The sequence below is a fragment of the Streptomyces bacillaris genome (genome assembly GCF_003268675.1).
Classification (GTDB): domain Bacteria; phylum Actinomycetota; class Actinomycetes; order Streptomycetales; family Streptomycetaceae; genus Streptomyces; species Streptomyces bacillaris.
This window is the reverse complement of record NZ_CP029378.1, coordinates 4074785-4096143: the sequence shown is the minus strand read 5'-3', so window position 1 is coordinate 4096143 and position 21359 is coordinate 4074785. Positions and strand designations below refer to the sequence as shown.

Below are 21359 nucleotides of genomic sequence, written 5' to 3'. Positions count from 1 at the left end.
TCGTGGTCATGATCGAGTCATGGACGTTCGAGCCGGAGGGCACCGCCCCGGTGTCGCCCGACTCGGTGCCGGCCGCACTGCGGAAGAGGATCGCCGGGAACCGGTTGGAGACGTGGCTGACCAGTTCCTCCGGGCGATCCCTGGCCGTCGTGACGAACACCGAGCGGGCGATGGTGGTCCTGCTCGACGGCCCGGACGACCCCGGCGAGCACGCGGTGACCCCCGGGGCCGAGGGCTGGAGCGACGGGTTCGTCCTCTCCAACGGGCAGGACGACGCGTACCCGGACGAGGACACCGTGCCCATCGATGAGGCTTTCGGGCTCGTGGAGCACATCGTCCGCACCGGACACTGGCCGACGGACGCCACCTGGGTCTCCGACCGCTGAGGACACCGCACCAACCCCGGCACGGGAGCCCCGGACTCCCCCCCTCGGCCACCGTGTGTGCAGTCATGCCGGCCGGGTGGGAGCGAAGGCCGCGTGACCACGAGAGGGCATCGATGTTCGCGGAACCTGACGACCCGGCCGCCGTCGACCGGATGCGGGCGGCCCGCGCCATGGCGTGCGCCGCCCTGGGCGTCACCGCTCCGGGGGTCACCGCCCTGGGCGTCACCGCCCCCGCCCCTCAGGCACACAGCGGCACACGCGAAGCGTGGGGGTGGCGGGGGCGCACCCTCGGTGGGCCCGTCCTCGGTCCGTACGGGCTCGGGTGGTTGCGGGTCGTCCACAGCCCGGTGGAGAAGGCGAACGGCAAGCTGTGGACCGGGCCGGAGGAGGCCGAGCGGCTGGTGGGCCCGCAGGTTCCGCGTCCCCGTCTCCATCTCGTACGGGAGTGGGCGGAGGGGCGGGACGCCTACCGGGCCGAGCTGTACGACCACGTCGAGGGCCGGGCCGTCTCCCCCACCCCCGTACTCACCGAGGCGCCCGGCCTGTCGGCCGCCTGGTGGAGCGGTCTGCGTACGGCACTCGGCCGTCTCTCCGCCGTGCGCACCGTACGCGCGGCCGTACGCCAGGCGTACCTGGACCGGGCCATGCCGAAGTACCTCGCCTTCCTCCCCGGCCCCGTCCCCACGGTCCCACCCGCCTGGTCCACCGCCCACGGCGACCTGCACTGGGCCAACCTCACCGGGCCCCAACTCGCCATCCTGGACTGGGAAGGCTGGGGCACCGCTCCCGCCGGCCACGACGCCGCGCTCCTCCACGCCTACAGCCTCGCGGTCCCTGAGGCGGCGCAGCGCGTACGGAAGGAACTGTCCGGCACCCTCGCGAGCGACGCCGGGCGCTTCGCGGAGCTGGTGGTCATCACCGAACTCCTGCAGAGCGCCGAGCGAGGGGACAACCTGGAGCTCGTTCCCGTGCTACGGCAGCGGGCGGGAGAAATCGGCAACTCAATCGGTGTCGGCCGCGCGGGGTGAGTTTTCGGCCGGAATGCGCGGGAGGGCAGGAATCAGGAATGTGGTTCCTGACCCCCTACCAACCCTCTGTACAGCGCGCGTTGGCTGTAAAGGCAGCTCTACGACACCTTCGCTTCTTCACATTTTCCGCGCCTGCCGTGCTGTGCGCTGTGGGACGGTAGGTCGACTGGCGGCTCGGTCGGCCGAGCGTCCGCGTAGGGGGGACCTTCATGCGTTTTCGTACCGTCGCGGCCTCCGCCGCGCTCGTCCTGGGTGCCGCGACAGGTGTTGCCGCCTGTTCGTCCCTGCCGGGTGGTTCCGAGAGTTCCCGGCCTGCTGCGCCCGGGCCGTCCGTGAGCCCTTCCCCCGTGGACGGCATGACGGGGGACATCGAGACCGGGAAGCGTCAGGCGGGGCCGCCCCTGATGGAGGGGCAGAGCGAGGAAGGTGCCACTCAGTGCGCCGGGGCGGTGGAGGAGATTCCGGCGGAGTGCGCCCTTGATCTTTCGTTCGCCGAGAGCAGCGACGGGGAAGCGGCACCCCGCGCGCCCGAGGCGCAGTAGATCCGGAACTACCTCAGCGGCAGGGACCGACACCCTTCGGTGTCGGTCCCTGCCGCTGTGTAGTCACAACTTCCCACGCCCCCGGAGATCCCTTAGCCTCACAACCTGTTCACAATCAGCAATGAGTGACTTCTCAACAGGGGTCAGGTGCGGGGGTAGTGAAATATGCGTGAGAACCGGCGCATAAAGGTGGGCGTTCTCGCCGGGGTGTCAGCGCTGGCGTTCTCGGTTCTCACGGGGGCTCCCGCGCTGGCCGACGGACCGGCCGACGGGCTTCAGGAAGTGGAGATGCCCGCGGGGGTCCGGATCGTCGAGGGGCTGGCTCCGGGGGCGGGGGGCGATGTGCCGTCCCTGGAGGACGAGGCCGACGCACCCGTCATGTCGATGGCCGCCGCCAAGGCCGCCCCCGCCGCCAACACCTGCCTCGGCACCACCGCCGCCTACGGGGCCAAGGGCTGCTTCCAGCACAACGGGGACATCGTCTGGGCCGGTGACACGCAGAAGGACGGCATGTCCGCGGCCGTCGGCGTCTACACCGACTACGGGCGCGCGCCCGAGGTCTGCATCAACCGGCTCGGCGTGAACACGTGGGCCACCTGCGACAAGGACTACCGCGAGACCGGCAACGTACGGATGCGGGTTCTGCGCTACGACGGTGACACCGGGAAGTTCTACCAGCCCGAGTCGTGGTCCGGGTGGATTCCCGTCGACGGGAAGTACTGAGGAGCGCCGGGGGCGGTCCCGGCTTCCGCCCTCGTAGGTCTTTTCCGGCTCGTCGATCCTTTCCGGCCTGTCGCTAAGGTACTGGCCTGATAAAGACATCAGCTGTGCGCCGAGACACCGACGCACGTCTCGGGAGGTAGTCATGGGGACCCGTCGCACGTCGCTGCCCGGAGTCGGCGCTCAGTACGATTTCACCACCGAGACGGGGCAGCACATCTCCGTCGTCGTCCACCACGACGGGCGGCGGTTCATCGGGTTCTACGATCAGGACGACCCTGATTCGTGTCGGCTCTCCGTGCCGCTGACCACCACCGAGGCCACCGCGCTGGCGCACCTCATCGACCCGGCGCCCATCGACGCCGTACGGACCGAGGGCATCGACCTGGTAACCGAGCACATCCCGCTGGGGTTGCGATCCCCTTACGGGGGGCGGCTGTTGGGGGAGACGCGGGCGCGGACCCGGACCGGGGCGTCCATCGTGGCGGTGCTGCGTACGCACAGCGCGCACCCCTCGCCGGAGCCGGACTTCCGGCTCGCCATCGGGGACACGCTCGTCGCCGTCGGTACGCGTGAGGGCGTCGACGCGCTCTCCGAGATCATTGCGGAGGGCTGATCGTGCATGACACGACCGCACTGCTGGTGGAGCTGGGCGCCGTCATCCTGGGGCTCGGGCTCATCGGGCGGGTCGCCGGGCGGATAGGGCTCTCGCCGATTCCGCTCTACCTGCTCGCGGGGCTCGCCTTCGGCCACGGTGGGCTCATCCCGCTGGACGCCAGTGAAGAGTTCACCATGGTCGGCGCCGAGATCGGCGTCATCCTGCTGCTGCTCCTGCTGGGGCTGGAGTACAGCGCCTCCGAGCTGGTGACCAGCCTCAAGACGCAATATCCGTCCGGGGCCGTCGACTTCGTGCTGAACGCGACTCCCGGCGCCGTCGCCGCGCTCGTCCTCGGCTGGGGGCCCGTCGGGGCCGTCGCGCTCGCCGGGGTCACCTGGATCTCGTCCTCCGGCGTCATCGCGAAGGTGATGACCGACCTCGGGCGGCTCGGCAACCGCGAGACCCCCGTCATCCTCGGCGTCCTCGTCATGGAGGACCTGGCGATGGCGGTCTACCTGCCGCTGCTCACCGCCATGCTCGCCGGGGTCAGCCTGGCCGGCGGCAGCCTCGCGCTCGTGATCGCCCTCGGGACCGTCGGCTTCGTGCTCTACCTGGCCCTGCGCCACGGGCGCCTCATCAGCCGCGCGGTCTCCTCCGACAACCCGGAGATGCTGCTCCTGGTCGTCCTCGGCCTCACCGTGCTCGTCGCCGGGGTCGCCCAGCAGCTCCAGGTGTCGGCCGCCGTCGGCGCGTTCCTCGTCGGCATCGCGCTCTCCGGAGAGGTCGCGGAGGGCGCCCGTAAGCTCCTCACCCCGCTGCGCGACCTGTTCGCCGCCGTGTTCTTCGTCTTCTTCGGGCTCTCCACCGACCCGGCCGACATCCCGCCCGTCCTGCTGCCCGCCGCCGTCCTCGCCGTCGTCACCGTGCTCACCAAGATCCTCACCGGCTGGTACGCGGCCCGCCGCGCCGGAGTCGGATCGCGCGGGCGCTGGCGGGCGGGCGGAACGCTCGTGGCGCGCGGGGAGTTCTCCATCGTCATCGCCGGTCTGGCCGTGGCCACCGAGCCCCGGATCGGGCCGCTGGCCACCGCGTACGTCCTCATCCTCGTCATCGTCGGTCCGCTCACCGCCCGTTGGACCGAGCCCGCCGCCGCGAAGATCCAGGCCCTGCGGGGTGCGAGGTCCGGTGGCGCGGTGGCGGAAGCGCCGCCGAAGTCCGCTCCCGAGCGCCGGGCCACCGCCTCCCACGACGACCTCACCCCGGAACCCGCGGGCGAGGCTCGCGGCGACTGACCGACGTACCGACGCATTTCGAGCAACGGCCGGTCCGGCCTCCGTCAACACGGCGGGCCGGGGCGGCCGTTGTGCTGTCGAGGAGTGGGGGCGGTACGCACGGGCCGACGAGGGGCAGAGGGTGTGAACCCGGAGCGGGGGGCCACCGGTCCTGCTAGTTTCTACACGTCTGTAGAGTTTCTTTTGTTCCGGCATTGCACCGCAACGTATGGAGATGTCATGGCCCTGTGGGATCGGATCAAGGAATCGGCTTCGTCTATGCAGGCGCAGCTGGAGGCGAAGAAGAACGACCTGAAGTCGGGGGCGTTCCGCGACGCGAGCATGGCCATGTGTGCTCTGGTCGCCGCCGCCGACGGCCAGATCGACCCGTCGGAGCGTCAGCGCGTGGCCGCGCTCATCGCCAGCAACGACGTCCTGAAGAACTTCCCCGCGGACGACCTGCAGCGGCGGTTCAACGACTACCTGAACAAGCTCACCGCCGACTTCGACTTCGGCAAGGTCAGCGTGCTCCAGGAGATCGCCAAGGCGAAGAAGAAGCCCGCCGAGGCGCGTGCCGTCATCCAGATCGGCATCATCATCGGCGGCGCCGACGGCGACTTCGACAAGACGGAGCAGGCCGTCGTGCGCGAGGCGTGCTTCGCCCTCGACCTGCCGCCGCACGAGTTCGACCTGTAAAACGGTTTCGACCTGCGAAAGCGCTTCGCTCCGGAGAAGCGTGCGGTACGGGCCGGTCGGGGCGCTTCACAGCTCCTTGGCCGGCCAGTCCAGCAGGCGGGCGCCGATGACGGCCGTCTGCAGGCTGTAGCGGTGCATCGGGTCCGCCGGGTCGGAGCCGGTGAGCTGGTGGATGCGTTCCAGGCGGTACGTCAACGCCCGTACGCTCAGCGCCAGGCGGCGGGCCGTCTCGGCCGCCACACACCCCGCGTCGAAGTAGACCGCGAGCGTCTTCAGCAGCGGCTCCGCGCCGCCCCGCGCATTCTGGAGCGGGCCCAGCTCGCTGCGGACGAGATCCGCCATCGCCTGCCGGTCCCGGGTCAGCACCGGGTAGACCAGGAGGTCCGAGGCGTAGAGCACCGGGTCCTCCATCCCCATCCGCTCGGCCAGATCGAGGGCTTCGAGCGCCTCGTCGTAACTGTGGACCACCCCGCCCGGGCCCTTGTGCGGGCGTCCGACCGCGACCTGCCCGCCGTCCGTCGCCGCGTGCGACTGCTTGGCGAAGTAGCGCAGGACGTCGGGCTGGCTGCCGGGCGCGATGCAGACGATCCGCCCGTCCTTCGTCGTCAGCAGGATCTTGCGCCCGCTGAACCGGGTGAGCAGCGCCGCCTCCACGCTCCGCGGCACCGCGTCCGTCTCCGTGTACGCCTCCGGGCCCGACGCCACCGCCACCGCGTGCGCCCGGGAAAGCCTCAGGCCGAAGCGGGTGGCCCGCTCCGCCAGCCGCACCAAGTCGCTCCGCCCGTACAGGAGATCGTCAATGAATTCGCGGCGCGCCGCCTCCTCCCGCCGGACCGTCAGACGCTGTGCGCGCTCGAAGCCTTCCGCGAACGCGTCGACCGCCTGCTCCACCGCGGCCAGCACCGCATCCACCGTGGCAGGGCTGTTTCCGGCAGCCGCGCGTGGCCAGGCCTCGCGCGTCTGGGCCAGATGCATCGTCACCAACGCCCGCAGCTGGTGGCCCGCGTCGGCCGCCTCACGGCCCTGCGCCCGTCGCATCTCCAGTTCGTCACGCGTCAGACGGCGTCCCGTTGTGGCGACTTCAGCCAGAATGTGGGCATAATTTCCCAGCATTTCCTCGGGCATCCTTGGCTCGGCCACGCACACTCCTTCAGCCTTGCAACAGTCCTGTCATTTCACCAACGCACACCAGGCGGTGCCGGTGCCCGGCATTAGCAAAGCGTAAAGATTGCCGGAATCCGGCAATGCAGCGGGTGGGGTCCCGATGACAGGATCAGGTCAGCAACACACGGGGGAACCCCACGGGAGACCGAGGGGATACGGGGGAAATCGGGGGACGAAGGAACGGGGAAACGGGGGAACGGGGGAGAACAGGCGGCCCGCCGGACAATCCACGGGGGATCCACGGGGGATTCGGGATTCGACGGCGGCGCCTGAGGGGAACGACCCGGCGCTGCGGCGCCGTTCGCTGCGCACCGGCGCCGGGCCCCGTCATCACCACCGATCCGCACGCCCCGGTCCGTACGCCCCCGGGGTGACCGGGCCGGACGACCTCGGGCAGCAGCCCGGCGACCCGGTCGCCACTCCCCCCGTACCGCAGGACGAAGGCCGCGCCCGACCATCGGGCCGGCGCACGGAACAGCAGAGGGGGTGGGACCTGTGGGCGAGTTCCTGGACGCGGCACTCAGCTTCCCCGCCGTCATCTTCGGCGCGGCCCTCGTGGTCGTCGTCGGCTTCTGGCTCCTGGTGCTCGTCGGCGCCGCCGACCAGAACTCCTTCGACTCGGACGTCAGCACCGGATCCGGGGCCGGGAGCGGGGCCGATTCCGGCTCGGTCGGCTTCGGCGGGGTGCCCGTCACCGTCTCCGTATCGCTGCTCGTCCTCGTCGCCTGGTTCGGCAGCCTGAGCGGTACGGTCCTGCTGCACCGGGCCGGCGCGGCCGGGGCCACCCGCGCGGTGCTCGCCGTCGCCGTACTCCTCGGCTCGCTCCTCCTCGCCTGGGGCGCCGTACGCCTTCTCGCACACCTCTTCCGCCGGTACTTCCCGGCGGAACCTCCGCCATCGCGAAAGGACTTCGTCGGGCGCGTGTGCACCATCCGCACCGGCTCCGTCACCGCCGTCTTCGGCCAGGCCGAGGTCGCCGCGGCCGACGGTTCGACGGCCGTCGTCCAGGTCCGCCAGGCCCCCCGGGGGCCGCACCCCGCCGCGCCGCACGCCGAGGAGATCCTCGTCCGGGGCAGCACGGGGCTCCTCTACGCGTACGACGAAGAGGGCGAGTTCTTCTGGGTGTCGCCGTACGACGCGGCCCTCGACCCGGGCCCGAAGGAGAAACCGGGCGGGCTGCTGGGACTGCCGGAAGCCGGGGACGGCTGAGCCTGCCGGTCGTCCGGTGCCGGTGCCCGGGTGCGGTGCGGCTCGACCGGACGGTGTGTGCCTGCGTGCCTGCTGCGGTACGTGCCCGGGTCGGTGCGGCCCGGCCGGTGCGTGGCCGGGCCTGTGCCCGAGGTCCGACGCCCGAGGTCCGATGCCAGTGCCCGATGCCGATGGCCGCCGTGGCCTCTGTCCTTCCTCCTTCCTCTTCGCTCTTCTTCTTCGCTTCGCCTGACTTCCTTCCGTACCTTCCAGCCGCCAAGGACTCTTATGGATGCCATCTCCCTGGGCGTCGGCGTACTCATCGCCGTTGTCCTGCTCATCGTCATCACCATCGCCTTCGTCATCACCCGGCTGTTCCGCAAGGTCGAGCAGGGCAAGGCGCTGATCATCTCCAAGACCAAGAAGGTCGACGTGACCTTCACCGGTGCCGTCGTCCTGCCCGTGCTCCACAAGGCCGAGACGATGGACATCTCGGTGAAGAAGATCGAGATCCACCGTGCCGGACGCGAAGGGCTGATCTGCCAGGACAACATCCGCGCCGACATCCAGATCACCTTCTTCGTCCGGGTCAACAAGACCGTCGAGGACGTCATCAAGGTCGCGCAGTCCATCGGCACCGAGCGGGCCAGCGACCGGGCCGCCATCCAGGAGTTCTTCGCCGCGAAGTTCTCCGAGGCCCTCAAGACCGTCGGCAAGCAGCTCGACTTCGTCGACCTGTACACCAAGCGCGAGGAGTTCCGGGACCGGATCATCCAGGTCATCGGGACCGACCTGAACGGCTACCACCTCGACGACGCCGCGATCGACTTCCTCGAGCAGACCCCGATGTCCCAGCTCGACGGCTCCAACATCCTCGACGCCCAGGGCATCCGGAAGATCACCGAACTCACGGCGATCGAGCACGTGCGCACCAACGAGTTCCAGCGCACCGAGCAGAAGGAGATCACCCGGCAGGACGTCGACGCCCGCGAGGCCATCCTGGAGCTGGAGCGCCGGCAGGCCGAGGCCGAGATCAAGCAGCGCCGCGAGGTCGAGACCCTGCGCGCCCGTGAGGAGGCGGCCACCGCCCGGGTGCAGGAGGAGGAGCGGCTCGGCGCGCAGACCGCGTTCATCAAGACCGAGGAGCAGCTCGGCATCCAGCGCGAGAACCAGGCGCGGGAGATCGCCGTCGCGCAGAAGAACCGCGAGCGCGTCATCGCCGTCGAGAGCGAGCGCATCGAGAAGGACCGGATGCTGGAGGTCATCGGGCGCGAGCGCGAGACCGAGCTGAACCGGATCGCCGCCACCAAGGAGGTCGAGGCCGAGCGCCGCGAGGTCGCGGACGTCATCCGGGAGCGGATCGCGGTGGACCGTACGGTGGCGGAGCAGGAGGAGTCGATCCTCACCCTGCGCGCCGTCGAGGACGCCGAGCGGGCCCGTAAGTCGGTCATCATCGCCGCCGAGGCCGAGGCCCAGGAGAAGCTGGTCAAGGACATCAAGGCGGCCGAGGCGGCGGAGGCGGCCTCCGCGCACCTGGCGGCCGAGCAGCTCACGCTCGCGGAGGCGCGGCTCAAGACGGCCGACCTGGACGCGCAGGCCAAGCTGCGGCTGGCCGAGGGTGTGCAGGCCGAGTCGGCCGCGCCGGGGCTCGCGGCGGTGCAGGTCCGGGACGCGGAGGCCGAGGTCATCGAGAAGGCCGGTCTCGCGGAGGCCGAGGCCACGGCGGCCCGGCTCAAGGCCGAGGCGGAGGGCGCGCGGCTCAAGGCGCTGGCCACGGCCGAGGGTACGCAGGCCCAGGCCACGGCGGACGCGGCGGTCATCGGCGAGAAGCTGAAGGCGGAGGCTGCGGGGCTCACGGAGAAGGCGGCCGCGATGGCGGCGCTGGACGAGGCGTCCCGTACGCACGAGGAGTACCGTCTGCGGCTCGACGCGGAGAAGGAGATCCGGCTGGCCGGTCTCGAAGTGCAGCGGCAGGTTGCCGAGGCGCAGGCGACGGTGCTGGCGACGGGTCTGGAGAACGCCGACATCGACATCGTCGGCGGGGAGTCCGTCTTCTTCGACCGGCTCGTCTCGTCGATCTCGCTCGGCAAGGCGGTGGACGGGTTCGTGGACAACTCCCAGACCGCGCAGGCGCTGGCGGGGCCGTGGCTGGACGGTTCGTCCTCGTTCACGGACGACCTGAGCCGGGTGCTGGGATCGGTCTCCACGGGGGATGTGCAGAACCTGACGGTGTCGGCGCTGCTGATGCGGCTGATGGGGTCGTCGGGTGCGGCCTCGGGGCAGGTCGAGCAGTTGCTGGCGGCGGCGAAGGAGCTGGGGCTGGCGGATCTGCCGGTGTCCTCGGTTGGGGTCGGCGCTCCCGCGAGGGATGTGGCGGTCCGCAACGGGGCCGGTGCCGGGGCCGTGGGGTAGGGCCACCGCCCCCTCGCGGGCCGGTAACTCCGGCCCGCACGCTGGGGTGGGCCGGCAGCTCCAGCCCGCCCGGCGTTTGAGGGCGGAACCCTCAGCCGGAGGGCCAGGACCGGGCAGGTGGGGTGCCCCACGGGGGTGGGCGCCTCCCCGGCCGGGACAGGCAAGCAGCTCCAGCCCGCCCGGCGTTTGAGGGCGGAACCCTCAGCCGGAGGGCCAGGACCGGGCAGGTGGGGTGCCCCACGGGGGTGGGCACCTCACCGGCCGGGAAAGGCCCACCGGGGCCAGGGTTCCGTCCTCGAACGCCGGACGGGCTGGATGGGTGCGGGCGGGCCGGACGGGGGCCGGACCGGCCTTGTGGGGCGCCCCACCAGGGTGGGTGCCGGACGGGCCGGCACTGAGGCCGCGGCCGGGACATGACGAAGACACGTAGGGAGCCGTACGCATGGACAGCGACATCACCGCCACCACCACCCCGCCGCAGGGCGCGGAGGGCGATGTGGATGCCGGTGCCTACGAGGTGCTGCGGCGGCGGCTCTCCGCGCAGGCCGGGGAGCTGGTGCGGCGGGCCGAGGCGCTGAACGCGCGGCGGACCGAGGAGTTCGGCTCGACCGGGCTGCGGCTCCTCGCCACCGAGCAGGTGCGCACCGGGCACCCCGCCGTCCCGCGCGATCTCGTCGGTCTCGGCGGGCAGTTGCTCTTCGGGTTCGAGCGGGGGCCGGGGGCCCGGGGCGAGGCCGGGGTCGACGACGTACTCCTCGTACGGGATGCCGGTGCCGAGGACACCAGGGCGGACGAGCACGCGCCCCAGTCCCAGGGCACCCTCCCCGACGGCGGCACGCCCGCGCCCCAGCCCACCCTCCTCGACGACGACGCCTTCCGGCGCGAGTTCTCCTCGCTCCACCGGTACTTCCGCGACGCCCGGCTGCTCCGGCTGCGCCGCGTCAACGGCAAGCTGCTCGCCGTCTTCCGCACGGGCAAGGACGCAGAGGACATCCGCGTGCTGCGCTGGACGCTCGGGGCGGACGGGACGCCGGGGGCGTTCCTGGACGCGCAGGGCGAGCGGGACCATGTGTTCCCCGCGTCCCACGACTTCGACTGGACCGCCGCCGGGCGCGAGGCCCACCGCCCCGGCCGCCACCCGCACATCGCCATCGGCAAGGGCGGCGGGCTCTTCGTCGACACGCTCGGCGGCACGCTCACCGTGAAGGTCACCGATGACACCGAGTCGCCGGACGGGATCTACGAGGAGCCCGTCGACGAGCCGTTGCAGTCGCTGGCGGACGCGGACGTGGAGTACGCGGAGGTCGGGCCGCTGACGCTGCTGCGCGTGCGGCCGTACAAGGAGGAGAGTTGGCGGCATCTGGTCTTCAACTCCCTCCTCGGGAGCGTCCAGCGGCTCGACGGGATCGGACCCGCCTGCCACCGGCTCCCCGAGGACCAGGGGATCATCTTCCCCGGCGGCTACTACCTGACCACCGGCACCGCGAAGACCTTCGACACCGCGGAGGAGCTGAGCGAGCCGGTCTTCGAGGGCGCGGTGCGCTCGCCCAACGGCGAGGACGTGCTGTACGTCTTCCGCTCCCGCGACGGCGTACGGAGCCTGCTCCTCCCCTACAACCTGATCCGCCAGGAGGTCGCCACCCCGCTCACCGGACGCGGCCACGCGCTGCTCGACGACGGAACGCTGATCCTGCTCCGAGACAACCCGGACGGCCCGGACGTTCCGGCGCGCGTCCACCCGTTGCAGCGGTGGCAGACGCCGTACGTCTCCGACACCTACGCCGCCTCCCGCCCGGCCGGGACCGGGCCGCTCGCGCGGACGGGCAACGCCGATCTCGTACGCGGGATTTCGGACTGTCTGGCGCTCGCGCACGGGGTGCGGGAGATGACGCCGACGACCGCCGTGTACGGGCAGCTCGCCGCCGACTGTGCCCGCGCCCAGGACCGGTACCACTGGCTCTCCGACCCCGAACTGGGTTCGCTGGGCGAGCCCTTGGCGGAGCTGCGGGCCACGGCCCAGCAGGTGCTGGCCGAGTTCACCGCCGTACAGGAGCTGACACAGCGGGCCGCCGACGCGCTGGAGGAGACCGCCACTCGCATCACCGCGCTGGTGCGGCGGGTGCGTGGCGAGGTGCCGGGGTCGGCCGCCGCGTGGGTGGAGCGGCTGACCGAACTCCGGCAGGCACACGGCCACTTGGCGACCATCGCGGAGATGCGGTACGCCGATGCCGAGCGGATCGCTGAGCTGTCGGCCCGGACCGAGGACGACATCGCCTCGGCCGCCCAGCGGGCCGTCTCCTTCCTCGCCCGTGAGGACGCCTTCGACGGGTACCACGAGGAGATCGCCGGGCTCGTCGAGGACGCGGGCGCGCTGGCGACCGTACGGGACGCCTCGGCCGTCTCCGACCGGCTCGCCGCGATGACGGACGGGCTCGCCACCGTCACGGACGTGGTGGCCGGGCTGGAGATCGGTGACGCGACCGTCCGCACGTCGATCCTGGAGCGGATCGCGGAAGTGCTGGGCGGCGCCAACCGGGCCCGCGCCACGCTGGACGCGCGGCGGCGGGAGCTGCTGTCGAAGGAGGGGCGGGCCGAGTTCGCCGCCGAGTTCGCGCTGCTCGGACAGGCGGTGACGGGCGCGCTGGCCGCCGCCGACACCCCGGAGCACTGTGACGACCAACTCGCGCGGCTGCTGCTCCAGTTGGAGAACCTGGAGTCGCGGTTCGCGGAGTTCGACGACTTCCTCTCGGAGCTGGCCGAGCGCCGGAGCGAGGTGTACGAGGCGTTCTCGGCCCGTAAGCAGACGCTCCAGGACGAGCGGGCGCGGCGGGCCGAGCGGCTGGCCGGGTCGGCGCAGCGGGTGCTGGAGACCATCGGCCGACGGGTGGCCGCGCTGGACGATCTGGACGCCGTCCACACGTACTTCGCCTCCGACCCGATGGTCGCCAAAGTCCGCCGCACGGCTGACGAACTGCGTGAACTGGGCGACCCTGTACGGGCGGAGGAGCTGGACGGGCGGCTGAAGGCGGCCCGTCAGGAGGCCGGGCGCGCCCTGCGGGACCGCAGCGAGCTGTACGCGGACGGCGGGTCCGTCATCAAGCTGGGGCGCCACCGGTTCGCGGTGAACACCCAGCCGTTCGACCTCACGCTCGTGCCCTCCGGGGACCGGCTGGCCTTCGCGCTGACCGGGACCGACTACCGGGCCCCGGTCACCGACCCGGCGTTCGAGGCGACCCGGCCGTACTGGGAGCAGCTGCTGCCCTCGGAGTCGGCCGCCGTCTACCGGGGCGAGTATCTGGCGGCCCGGCTGCTGGAGGAGCGCGGTGCCGACCGCCTCGGCGCGCTGAGTGACGACGAACTGGCTGCGCTCGTACGGGAGTCGGCTTCCGAGGCGTACGACGAGGGGTACACCCGGGGCGTTCACGACGAGGACGCCACCGCCATCCTGCGCGCCCTGCTGCGGCTGCACGCGGGTGCGGGGCTGCTGCGTCACGAGCCCGCCGTCCGCGCGGCCGCCCAGCTCTTCTGGGCGTACGGCATCGAGGAGGCGCAGCGCGCCTCGTGGACCCGGCGTGCCGTCTCCCTGGCCCGCGCCCGCGACACCTTCGGGCTCGCCCCGGCCATCGCGGTGCTCCAGGAGGAGTGGGCTTCCGCCATCGGTGAGTTCGGGGGCGACGGTGACTTCGGGGGCGACGGTGAGGGGCGGGCCGCCGCCGTCGCCGCGTACCTCTTCGAGGAGTTGACCGGCGGGCCCGGCGGGTTCGTCGTGGGCTCCGGGGTCCGTACCTTCCTGGCCGGCTTCCACCGGGCCGCCGGGCCCGGCGCGTACGCGGACGACCTCGCCGCCCTCGGCGGTGACCTGGCCGCCCGCAAGCAGCTCGTGGAGGGGTGGCTGACCCCGTACGCGCAGTCCTCCGGCGAGGCGCCCACGGACGGCGACCTCGCGGAGGCCGTGGCGGTGGAGCTCTGCCCGGAGCTGGAGCGGTACGGGTGCGACGCCCCGCTCACCGAGCGCGTGGAGGGCCTTCTCGGGGACCACCCGCGCATCGGGAGCGGCGGGAGCCTCACCGTACGGATCGATGAACTGCTCGCACGGACAGGGGGGTTCCGGGCGCGGACCGTGCCCGGGTTCCGGGCCTACCAGCGGCTGCGCACCTCCCTGGTGGACGCCGAGCGGGGGCGGCTGCGGCTGGACGACCACCGGCCGCGCGTGATGTCGGCGTTCGTCCGCAACCGGCTGCTGGACGAGGTGTACCTGCCGCTGATCGGGGACAGCCTGGCCAAGCAGCTCGGCACCGCCGACGCCGACCGGCGCACCGACTCGCAGGGCCTGCTGCTGCTCGTCTCGCCGCCGGGCTACGGCAAGACGACGCTGATGGAGTACGTGGCGGACCGGCTCGGGATGGTCCTGGTCAAGATCAGCGGGCCGAACCTGGGCCACGACGTGACCTCGCTCGATCCGGACCGGGCGCCGAGCGCGACCGCGCGGCAGGAGGTCGAGAAGATCAACTTCGCGCTGGAGGCGGGCAACAACACGCTGCTCTACCTGGACGACATCCAGCACACCTCGCCCGAACTCCTTCAGAAGTTCATCCCGTTGTGCGATGCCACGCGCCGCATCGAGGGCGTACGGGACGGGCAGCCGCGCAGCTACGACCTGCGGGGCAAGCGGTTCGCGGTCTGCATGGCGGGCAACCCGTACACCGAGTCCGGCGAGCAGTTCCGGATCCCGGACATGCTCGCCAACCGGGCCGACGTGTGGAACCTGGGCGAGGTGCTGAGCGGGCGCGAGGACGTCTTCGCGCTGAGCTTCGTGGAGAACGCGCTGACCGCCAACCCCGTGCTCGCCCCGCTCGCCGGGCGTTCGCGCGACGACCTGGCGCTGCTGGTGCGGCTGGCGGGCGGCGGCGACCCCTCGGCCCGCGCCGAGCACCTGGAACACCCGTACTCTGCAGTGGAGTTGGACGCCGTACTGGCCGTGCTGCGGCATCTGCTCACGGCCCGGGAGACCGTCCTCGCGGTCAACGCGGCGTACATCGCCTCGGCCGCGCAGACGGACGCGACGCGCACCGAGCCGCCGTTCCGGCTCCAGGGGTCGTACCGCAACATGAACAAGATCGCGGAGCGGATCGTGCCCGTCATGAACGACGCCGAACTCTCCGCCGTCGTCGACGACCACTACGCGGGCGAGGCCCAGACGCTCACCACGGGCGCCGAGGCCAATCTGCTGAAGCTGGCGGCCCTGCGGGGGACGCTCACCGCCGAGCAGGCCGAGCGGTGGGCCGCGATCACCTCCTCGTACGTGCGTACGCAGGCGCTCGGCGGCCCGGACGGCGACCCGATGACCCGGGCGGTGGCGGCGCTCGGGCTGCTCGCGGACCGGATCGCGGCGGTGGAGACGGCGATCCAGCGGGCGGCCGACCCACGCCACCTGTTGGCGGGACCGCCGAACCACGGGGGAACGCAGGCTCCCTCGAACCACCAGGGAACCGCGAACCACCAGGGAACCGCGAACCAGCCAGCGGGAGATCAGAACCGGCCAGAGCTTCAGAACCACCGTGCGAAGATCACAAACATTCCACAGTGAGCGGGAAGACCGAGCCGGAAGGATCACGGCATGCTGGGTTTCGTGCCCCCACTTCCTCAGCAGCCGGGACGCCCGCCGACGGGACGACCACAGCCCGGGCGTCCGCAGCCGGGACGTCCCCCGTCCGCCGGTCACATGATCGTCTGCGGCGACGACGCGCTGGCGCGCCGGCTCGCCGTGGAGCTGCGCTTCGTCTACGGCGAACGGGTCACCCTCCTCCTGCCGCCCGGCCGCGACGCCAACAGCCCCGAGACACCGCTGACCCAACGGGGCCGCGCGGCTGCCCTGTTCGGCCGGATGTCGGCGGCGATGAACCGAACGGCGGGGAACGCGAACGGCGGAACGGGCGGCGCGAGCAACGACACCAACGCCGGGGTCGAGGCCGTCCGGATCATGGAGGCGCCCGAACCCTCCGACGACGTGCTGGAGGAGGCGGGCGTCGACCGGGCCGCCGCCCTCGCGCTCGTCTACGAGGACGACGAGCGCAACATCCGCGCCGCCCTGACCGCCCGCCGCCTCAACCCCCGCCTACGGCTGGTGATCCGGCTCTACAACCGCAAACTCGGCCTGCATCTGGAGGAGTTGCTCGACCAGGCGGCGGCCGTCGCCATGCCCGGCATCGACCCGGCGACGCTGGACGCCTCCACCACCGTCCTCTCCGACGCCGACACCGCCGCTCCCGCTCTCGCCGCGACCGCCGCCACCGGCAGCAGCAAGGTCATCCAGGCCGAAGGGCTGCTCCTGCGCGCCGCCGAACGCCCGCCGCCGGGGCCGGGCGAGACCGCCGATCCGGGTCTCTGCACGCTCGCCCTGCTCTCCTCCACCACCAACAACCCGGGGGGGACGGAGGGTTCGGACAGCAGCGGCGACGAAGGACCCGAACTCCTCCCGGACGACCGGTCCGTGGCCGCCGCCACCGGCCGCGGGACCGTCGTCCTGGAGGCCATCAGCCGCGCCGATCCGGACCGCCCCGCGACCCGGATGGGCGGCAGGGGCGCCCCGCTCGCCCAGGTCTTCTCCCGCCGACTGCGCTGGTCCGCCCTGGGTTTCGCGCTGGCGGCGGTCGCCCTGGTGGTCGTCTCGGTCCTCACCACCGAGGACACCCTGCTGCACTCCGCCTACCTCATCCTGCTGGACCTGCTGAGCATGAACGACCCCTCGGAGGACGGGTCGACGGCCCGGAAGATCATCCAGATCTTCTCGGGCATCGCCGGGATCCTGTTGCTCCCGCTGCTGATCGCCGCCGTCCTGGAGGCGTTCGGCACCCTGCGCACCGCCTCCTCGCTGCGCCGCCCGCCGCGCGGTCTGTCGGGGCACGTGGTGCTGCTCGGGCTCGGCAAGATCGGCACGCGCGTCCTCGTACGCCTCCGCGAACTCGACATCCCCGTCGTGGTCGTGGAGGAGGACCCCGAGGCGCGGGGCATCCCGCTGGCCCGCTCCATGCACGTACCGACCGTCCTCGGCGACGTCACCCAGGAGGGCGTCCTCGAAGCCGCCAAGATCCGCCGCGCCCACGCCCTCCTCGCGCTCACCAGCATCGACACGACGAACCTGGAAGCGACGCTGTACGCGCGGTCGGTCAAGCCGGACCTGAGGGTGGCTCTGCGGCTGTACGACGACGAGTTCGCCACCGCCGTCTTCCGCACCCTGCGCACCGCGCACCCCCAGGCCCTCACCCGCTCCCGGTCCGTCTCCCACCTGGCCGCCCCCTCCTTCGCCGTCGCCATGATGGGCCGCCAGATCCTGGGCGCGGTGCCGGTCGAGCGGAAGGTGATGCTCTTCGCGGCCCTGGAGGTGGCGGGCCATCCGCAGTTGGAGGGCCACACGGTGGCGGAGGCGTTCCAGGAGCACGCGTGGCGGGTCCTGGCCATCGACGCCACCCCGCCCGCCGACCGCAACCCGGACCTGGCCGCCGTCCCCCCGTACCCCCCGGAAGGCGGCACTCCGCCGCCCTCCGGCCTGGTCTGGGACCTGCCCCCGGGGTATGTCCTGCGCGCCCAGGACCGGGTGGTGATCGCGGCCACCCGGCGCGGGCTGGCGGAGCTGCTGCGCCGACAGCGGTCGGTGGTGCCGGGGCAGTGAGGGGGCGGGTTGCCCGCCGGCCGAACGGCAGTGAGAAGGCAGTTGCCGGCCCGGTGACCCGCTGCCGGAACCGGCGGTGAGGAGGCGGCTGCCGTCCCGGTGGCCGCTAGCGGAACGTGCCCATCGCCTCCCGTACCTCCTCCAGGGTCCGTTCCGCGAGCGCGGCGGCCCGCTCGTTGCCCGCGCGCAGGACCGACCGTACGTACGTGAGGTCCGCCGCGTACTCCGCCCGCCGGGCCCGGACGGGGGCCAGGTGGCTGTTGACCGCCTCGGTCACCGTCCGCTTGAGGGCGGCCGCACCGCCGCCGCCGATCTCCACCGCGACCTCGTGCGGGTCCTGGTCCAGGCAGAGGGCGGCCAGCAGGACGAGCGAGGAGACACCGGGGCGGGTCTCGGGGTCGTAGGTGATGTGCCGGTCGGCGTCGGTGGTCGCGCCCCTGATCAGGCGGGCCGTCTCGTCGGCGGTGGCGCCGAGCGGGATGGAGTTGGCGCGGCTCTTGCTCATCTTGGTGCCGTCCGTGCCGAGGAGCAGGGGTGCGGCGGAGAGCAGGGCCTCGGGTTCCGGGAAGAGGTTCCCGTACCGCTCGTTGAAGCGGCGGGCGATCGTCCGGGTGAGTTCGAGGTGGGGCAGCTGGTCCTGGCCCACGGGGACCACGTTGCCCTTGCAGAAGAGGATGTCGGCCGCCTGGTGGACCGGGTAGGTGTACATCAGCCCGCTCACCGCCGACTGCCGGGAGTGCGCGATCTCGTCCTTCACCGTGGGGTTGCGGCCCAGCTCCGCGACGGAGACGAGGCTGAGGAAGGGCAGCAGGAGCTGGTTGAGCGCGGGGACGGCGCTGTGGTTGAAGACGGTGGACCGGGCGGGGTCGATGCCGAGGGCCAGATAGTCCAGGAGCAGGCCGTCGGTGTACTCCTGGAGCCGCTCGGCGGTGTCCCGGTCGGTGAGCACCTGGTAGTCGGCGATCAGGACGAAGACCTCCACGCCGAGGTCCTGGAGGCGGACCCGGTTGCGCAGGGTGCCGAAGTGGTGGCCGAGGTGGAGGGGGCCGGTGGGGCGGTCGCCGGTGAGGACCCGGAAGCGGGCGGGGTCCCGGGCGATCCGGTGCTCCAGCTCGGTGCTGCGGAGGTGGGCGGTGGTCGCCGCCGGGGTGGGGGAGGGAGTGGCGGTGATCGTCATGGTGGGGCTCCTCGCGGTGGTGGGTGCGGTGCGCAAAGGACGGCCCGGAGAGGGGTGGAGCAGGCATACGAAAGGGCCGTCCATGGTGAACGGCCCTGGGTTCCGTGCAGACAGATGCTGTGGCCGCTCCTAGAAGGAGCGCCACCAGTTTCGGCACGGTACGGAGGTCACACGGTGAGTGTAGCGATCACGGGCTTACGGGGCGGGTGAATAAGGCCGGGCCCGCCGGACGCGTCCCCCCGCTGTTCCCTCGTTGTCCGCTGCTCGTCGGCTACTTGTCCGCGTGGCCACCCACGTAGAAGAGGATCCAGACGAAGCCCGCGAAGAGGTGCGTCACGAAGACATAGACGAAGACGCGCAGGGCGACTCCCCGTGCCTTCCAGCTCTCGATGTCCCTGCCACCCATGGAATCCGCCTCCCTCAGCGCGCATGGCGGCCCCCGCAGTGCGCAGGGACAGCCCCCTCAGTGCGCAGGACAGCGTACGCCTGGTTCGAACGGACAGTGCGGTGATGTGACGATATGCACCTTATGCACGCTTCAGCTCTACTGGGCTTCCATGAGCCACCTCCCGTTCGACGACACCGCCGACTTCACGAACGCCGACCGCGGCTTCGTCACCGCGCTCGACCCCGCCGTGATCACCGCCGACGACGGCCGGGTGATCTGGGACAACGACAGCTACGCCTTCCTCGACGCCCCGTGCCCCGACACCGCCCACCCGAGCCTCTGGCGGCAGGCCCGACTCTGTGCGCGGCAGGGGCTGTACGAGGTCACCGAGGGCATCTACCAGGTGCGCGGGCTCGACCTGTCGAACATGACCCTGGTCGAGGGCGAGCGCGGGGTCGTCGTCATCGACCCGCTGATCTCCGCCGAGACCGCGGCCGCCGCGCTGGCGCTCTACCGGGGCCACCGGGGCGACCGGCCCGTCACCGCGCTGATCTACACCCACTCGCACGGCGACCACTTCGGCGGCGCGCGCGGAGTCCTGCCCCCGGGCACGGAGGCGGGCGTTCCGGTGCTCGCCCCCGCCGGCTTCCTGGAGCACGCCGTCAGCGAGAACGTCTACGCGGGCAACGCCATGCTCCGGCGGGCGATGTTCATGTACGGCGACAGCCTGGCGAAGGCCCCCGACGGCCAGATCGGCGCCGGGCTCGGCATGACGACGTCCACCGGGACGCTGACGCTGATCCCGCCCACGGTGGACATCACGCACACGGGCCAGGAGGAGGTGCTCGACGGCGTACGGATCGTCTTCCAGCTCACCCCGGGCACCGAGGCGCCCGCCGAGATGAACTTCCTCTTCCCGGACCACCGGGCGCTCTGCCTGGCCGAGAACGCCACCCACACCATGCACAACATCGTGACCCTGCGCGGGGCCGTCGTCCGCGACGCGCGCGTCTGGTCGCGCTATCTGGACGAGGCCGTCGAGCTGTTCGGGGACACGGCGGACGTCGCCTTCGCGTCACACCACTGGCCCACCTGGGGCCGGGAGAACGTACGGGAGTTCCTCACCACCCAGCGCGACCTGTACGCGTACCTCCACGACCAGACCCTGCGCATGCTCAACGCCGGGCTGACCGGACCCGAGATCGCGGAGAGGATCAAGCTGCCGCCCGCCCTGGAGAAGTGCTGGCACGCACGCGGCTACTACGGCTCGCTCAGCCACAACGTGAAGGCGGTCTACCAGCGCTACCTGGGCTGGTTCGACGGCAACCCGGCCCATCTGTGGGAGCACCCGCCGGCGGAGTCGGCCGAGCGGTACGTGGAGTGCATGGGCGGGGCCGACGCCGTGGTGGCGAAGGCGCGCACGTACGCGGAGGCGGGCGATCTGCGGTTCGCCGCGACCCTGCTGAACCATGTCGTCTTCGCGGACGCCTCGCACCGGGCGGCCCGCACCGAGCTGGCCGGGGTCTACCGGCGGCTGGGCCACGGCGCGGAGAACGGCCCGTGGCGCAACTTCTACCTGATGGGCGCCAAGGAGCTGGAGGAGGGCGTGGGGACCCTGGCGCTGGACTCCGCGAGCCCCGAGATGGCGATGGCGCTCACCGTGGAGCAGCTCATCGACTCGCTCGCCGTACGCGTCGACGGGCCGCGTGCCTGGGACATGGAGCTGGTGATCGACCTGGTCGTGACCGACGGCTCCGCCACCGCCCCCGTCCGCCACCGGCTCACGCTGCACAACGGGGCCCTCACCCACCGCACCGCAGGGCCGGGCGCCGGTTCCTGGGCCCCGGCGGGGCTGACGCTCACCCTCAGCAAGCCGCAGCTGCTCTCCGTCCTCGCGGGCGAGGGGCCGGCCGGGATCGAGCAGAGCGGTGACGCGTCCCTCCTCGGTGAGCTCGTCTCCGTACTCACGGAACCGGACAGGTCGTTCCCGATCGTGACGCCGTAGAACCCACGGAAGCCACGAAGCCTTGGGGCGAGCCATGGAGGAATAGGTCGCGGGGGCGGCCCGTTGTAGGGTGTAGTTCAACATTCAACCAACTATGGATCACCCCGCGACCCTC

15 protein-coding genes are annotated in these 21359 nt (G+C 71.8%); 12 read left to right on the top strand and 3 right to left on the bottom strand.

Annotated elements, in window-relative coordinates; genetic code table 11:
• Window positions 1-8: 8 nt before the first annotated feature.
• The 7 genes from DJ476_RS17720 to DJ476_RS17690 all read left to right on the top strand — a co-directional run bounded on the left by DJ476_RS17720 (window position 9) and on the right by DJ476_RS17690 (window position 5241).
• Entirely contained in the window at window positions 9-386 is a 378-nt protein-coding gene (locus DJ476_RS17720; RefSeq protein WP_103419722.1) for a hypothetical protein, read from the top strand.
• A gap of 113 nt (window positions 387-499) precedes the next feature.
• Window positions 500-1414, top strand: a complete 915-nt coding sequence (locus tag DJ476_RS17715; protein ID WP_112490997.1) for a phosphotransferase family protein — start codon at window positions 500-502, stop codon at window positions 1412-1414.
• A gap of 347 nt (window positions 1415-1761) precedes the next feature.
• Window positions 1762-1956, top strand: a complete 195-nt coding sequence (locus DJ476_RS35635) for a hypothetical protein (protein ID WP_241565684.1) — start codon at window positions 1762-1764, stop codon at window positions 1954-1956.
• Window positions 1957-2121: 165 nt separating this feature from the next.
• The gene (locus DJ476_RS17705) at window positions 2122-2679 is read left to right on the top strand and encodes a hypothetical protein (RefSeq protein ID WP_112490996.1); all 558 of its coding nucleotides are present in this window, start codon (window positions 2122-2124) and stop codon (window positions 2677-2679) included.
• Between the two features lie 142 nt (window positions 2680-2821).
• Window positions 2822-3292 (top strand): cation:proton antiporter regulatory subunit, encoded by a 471-nt coding sequence (locus DJ476_RS17700; RefSeq protein ID WP_103419683.1) that lies wholly within the window; start codon window positions 2822-2824, stop codon window positions 3290-3292.
• Between the two features lie 2 nt (window positions 3293-3294).
• Window positions 3295-4566, top strand: coding sequence for a cation:proton antiporter (locus DJ476_RS17695; protein WP_103419684.1), 1272 nt, complete (start codon window positions 3295-3297; stop codon window positions 4564-4566).
• 219 nt (window positions 4567-4785) lie between these two features.
• Window positions 4786-5241 (top strand): tellurite resistance TerB family protein, encoded by a 456-nt coding sequence (locus tag DJ476_RS17690; RefSeq protein ID WP_029395753.1) that lies wholly within the window; start codon window positions 4786-4788, stop codon window positions 5239-5241.
• A 66-nt stretch (window positions 5242-5307) separates the two neighbouring features.
• On the opposite strand, the gene DJ476_RS17685 is transcribed toward DJ476_RS17690, so the two are convergent.
• On the bottom strand, window positions 5308-6381 hold the full coding sequence (locus DJ476_RS17685; protein WP_112490995.1) for a PucR family transcriptional regulator: 1074 nt from the start codon (window positions 6379-6381) through the stop codon (window positions 5308-5310).
• A 519-nt stretch (window positions 6382-6900) separates the two neighbouring features.
• On the opposite strand from DJ476_RS17685, the gene DJ476_RS17680 reads away from it, so the two are divergent.
• The 4 genes from DJ476_RS17680 (at window position 6901) to DJ476_RS17665 (ending at window position 17674) form a co-directional block, all read left to right on the top strand.
• A complete protein-coding gene (locus DJ476_RS17680; RefSeq protein WP_112490994.1) occupies window positions 6901-7614 on the top strand; it encodes a hypothetical protein in 714 nt (237 codons plus the stop codon).
• Between the two features lie 267 nt (window positions 7615-7881).
• Window positions 7882-10005: a flotillin family protein gene (locus DJ476_RS17675; protein WP_112490993.1), complete on the top strand. Its 2124-nt coding sequence runs from the start codon at window positions 7882-7884 to the stop codon at window positions 10003-10005.
• A gap of 442 nt (window positions 10006-10447) precedes the next feature.
• Window positions 10448-15592, top strand: coding sequence for a DNA repair ATPase (locus DJ476_RS17670; protein ID WP_112490992.1), 5145 nt, complete (start codon window positions 10448-10450; stop codon window positions 15590-15592).
• A gap of 30 nt (window positions 15593-15622) precedes the next feature.
• Window positions 15623-17674 (top strand): NAD-binding protein, encoded by a 2052-nt coding sequence (locus DJ476_RS17665; protein WP_112490991.1) that lies wholly within the window; start codon window positions 15623-15625, stop codon window positions 17672-17674.
• 106 nt (window positions 17675-17780) lie between these two features.
• On the opposite strand, the gene trpS is transcribed toward DJ476_RS17665, so the two are convergent.
• Window positions 17781-18851: a tryptophan--tRNA ligase gene (gene trpS, locus DJ476_RS17660; RefSeq protein ID WP_112490990.1), complete on the bottom strand. Its 1071-nt coding sequence runs from the start codon at window positions 18849-18851 to the stop codon at window positions 17781-17783.
• A gap of 271 nt (window positions 18852-19122) precedes the next feature.
• Window positions 19123-19257 (bottom strand): DUF6126 family protein, encoded by a 135-nt coding sequence (locus DJ476_RS35630; RefSeq protein WP_019766779.1) that lies wholly within the window; start codon window positions 19255-19257, stop codon window positions 19123-19125.
• Between the two features lie 151 nt (window positions 19258-19408).
• Here DJ476_RS35630 and DJ476_RS17655 point away from each other — a divergent pair, with 151 nt between their 5' ends.
• Window positions 19409-21244: an alkyl/aryl-sulfatase gene (locus DJ476_RS17655; RefSeq protein WP_112490989.1), complete on the top strand. Its 1836-nt coding sequence runs from the start codon at window positions 19409-19411 to the stop codon at window positions 21242-21244.
• The last annotated feature ends 115 nt before the right edge of the window (window positions 21245-21359 follow it).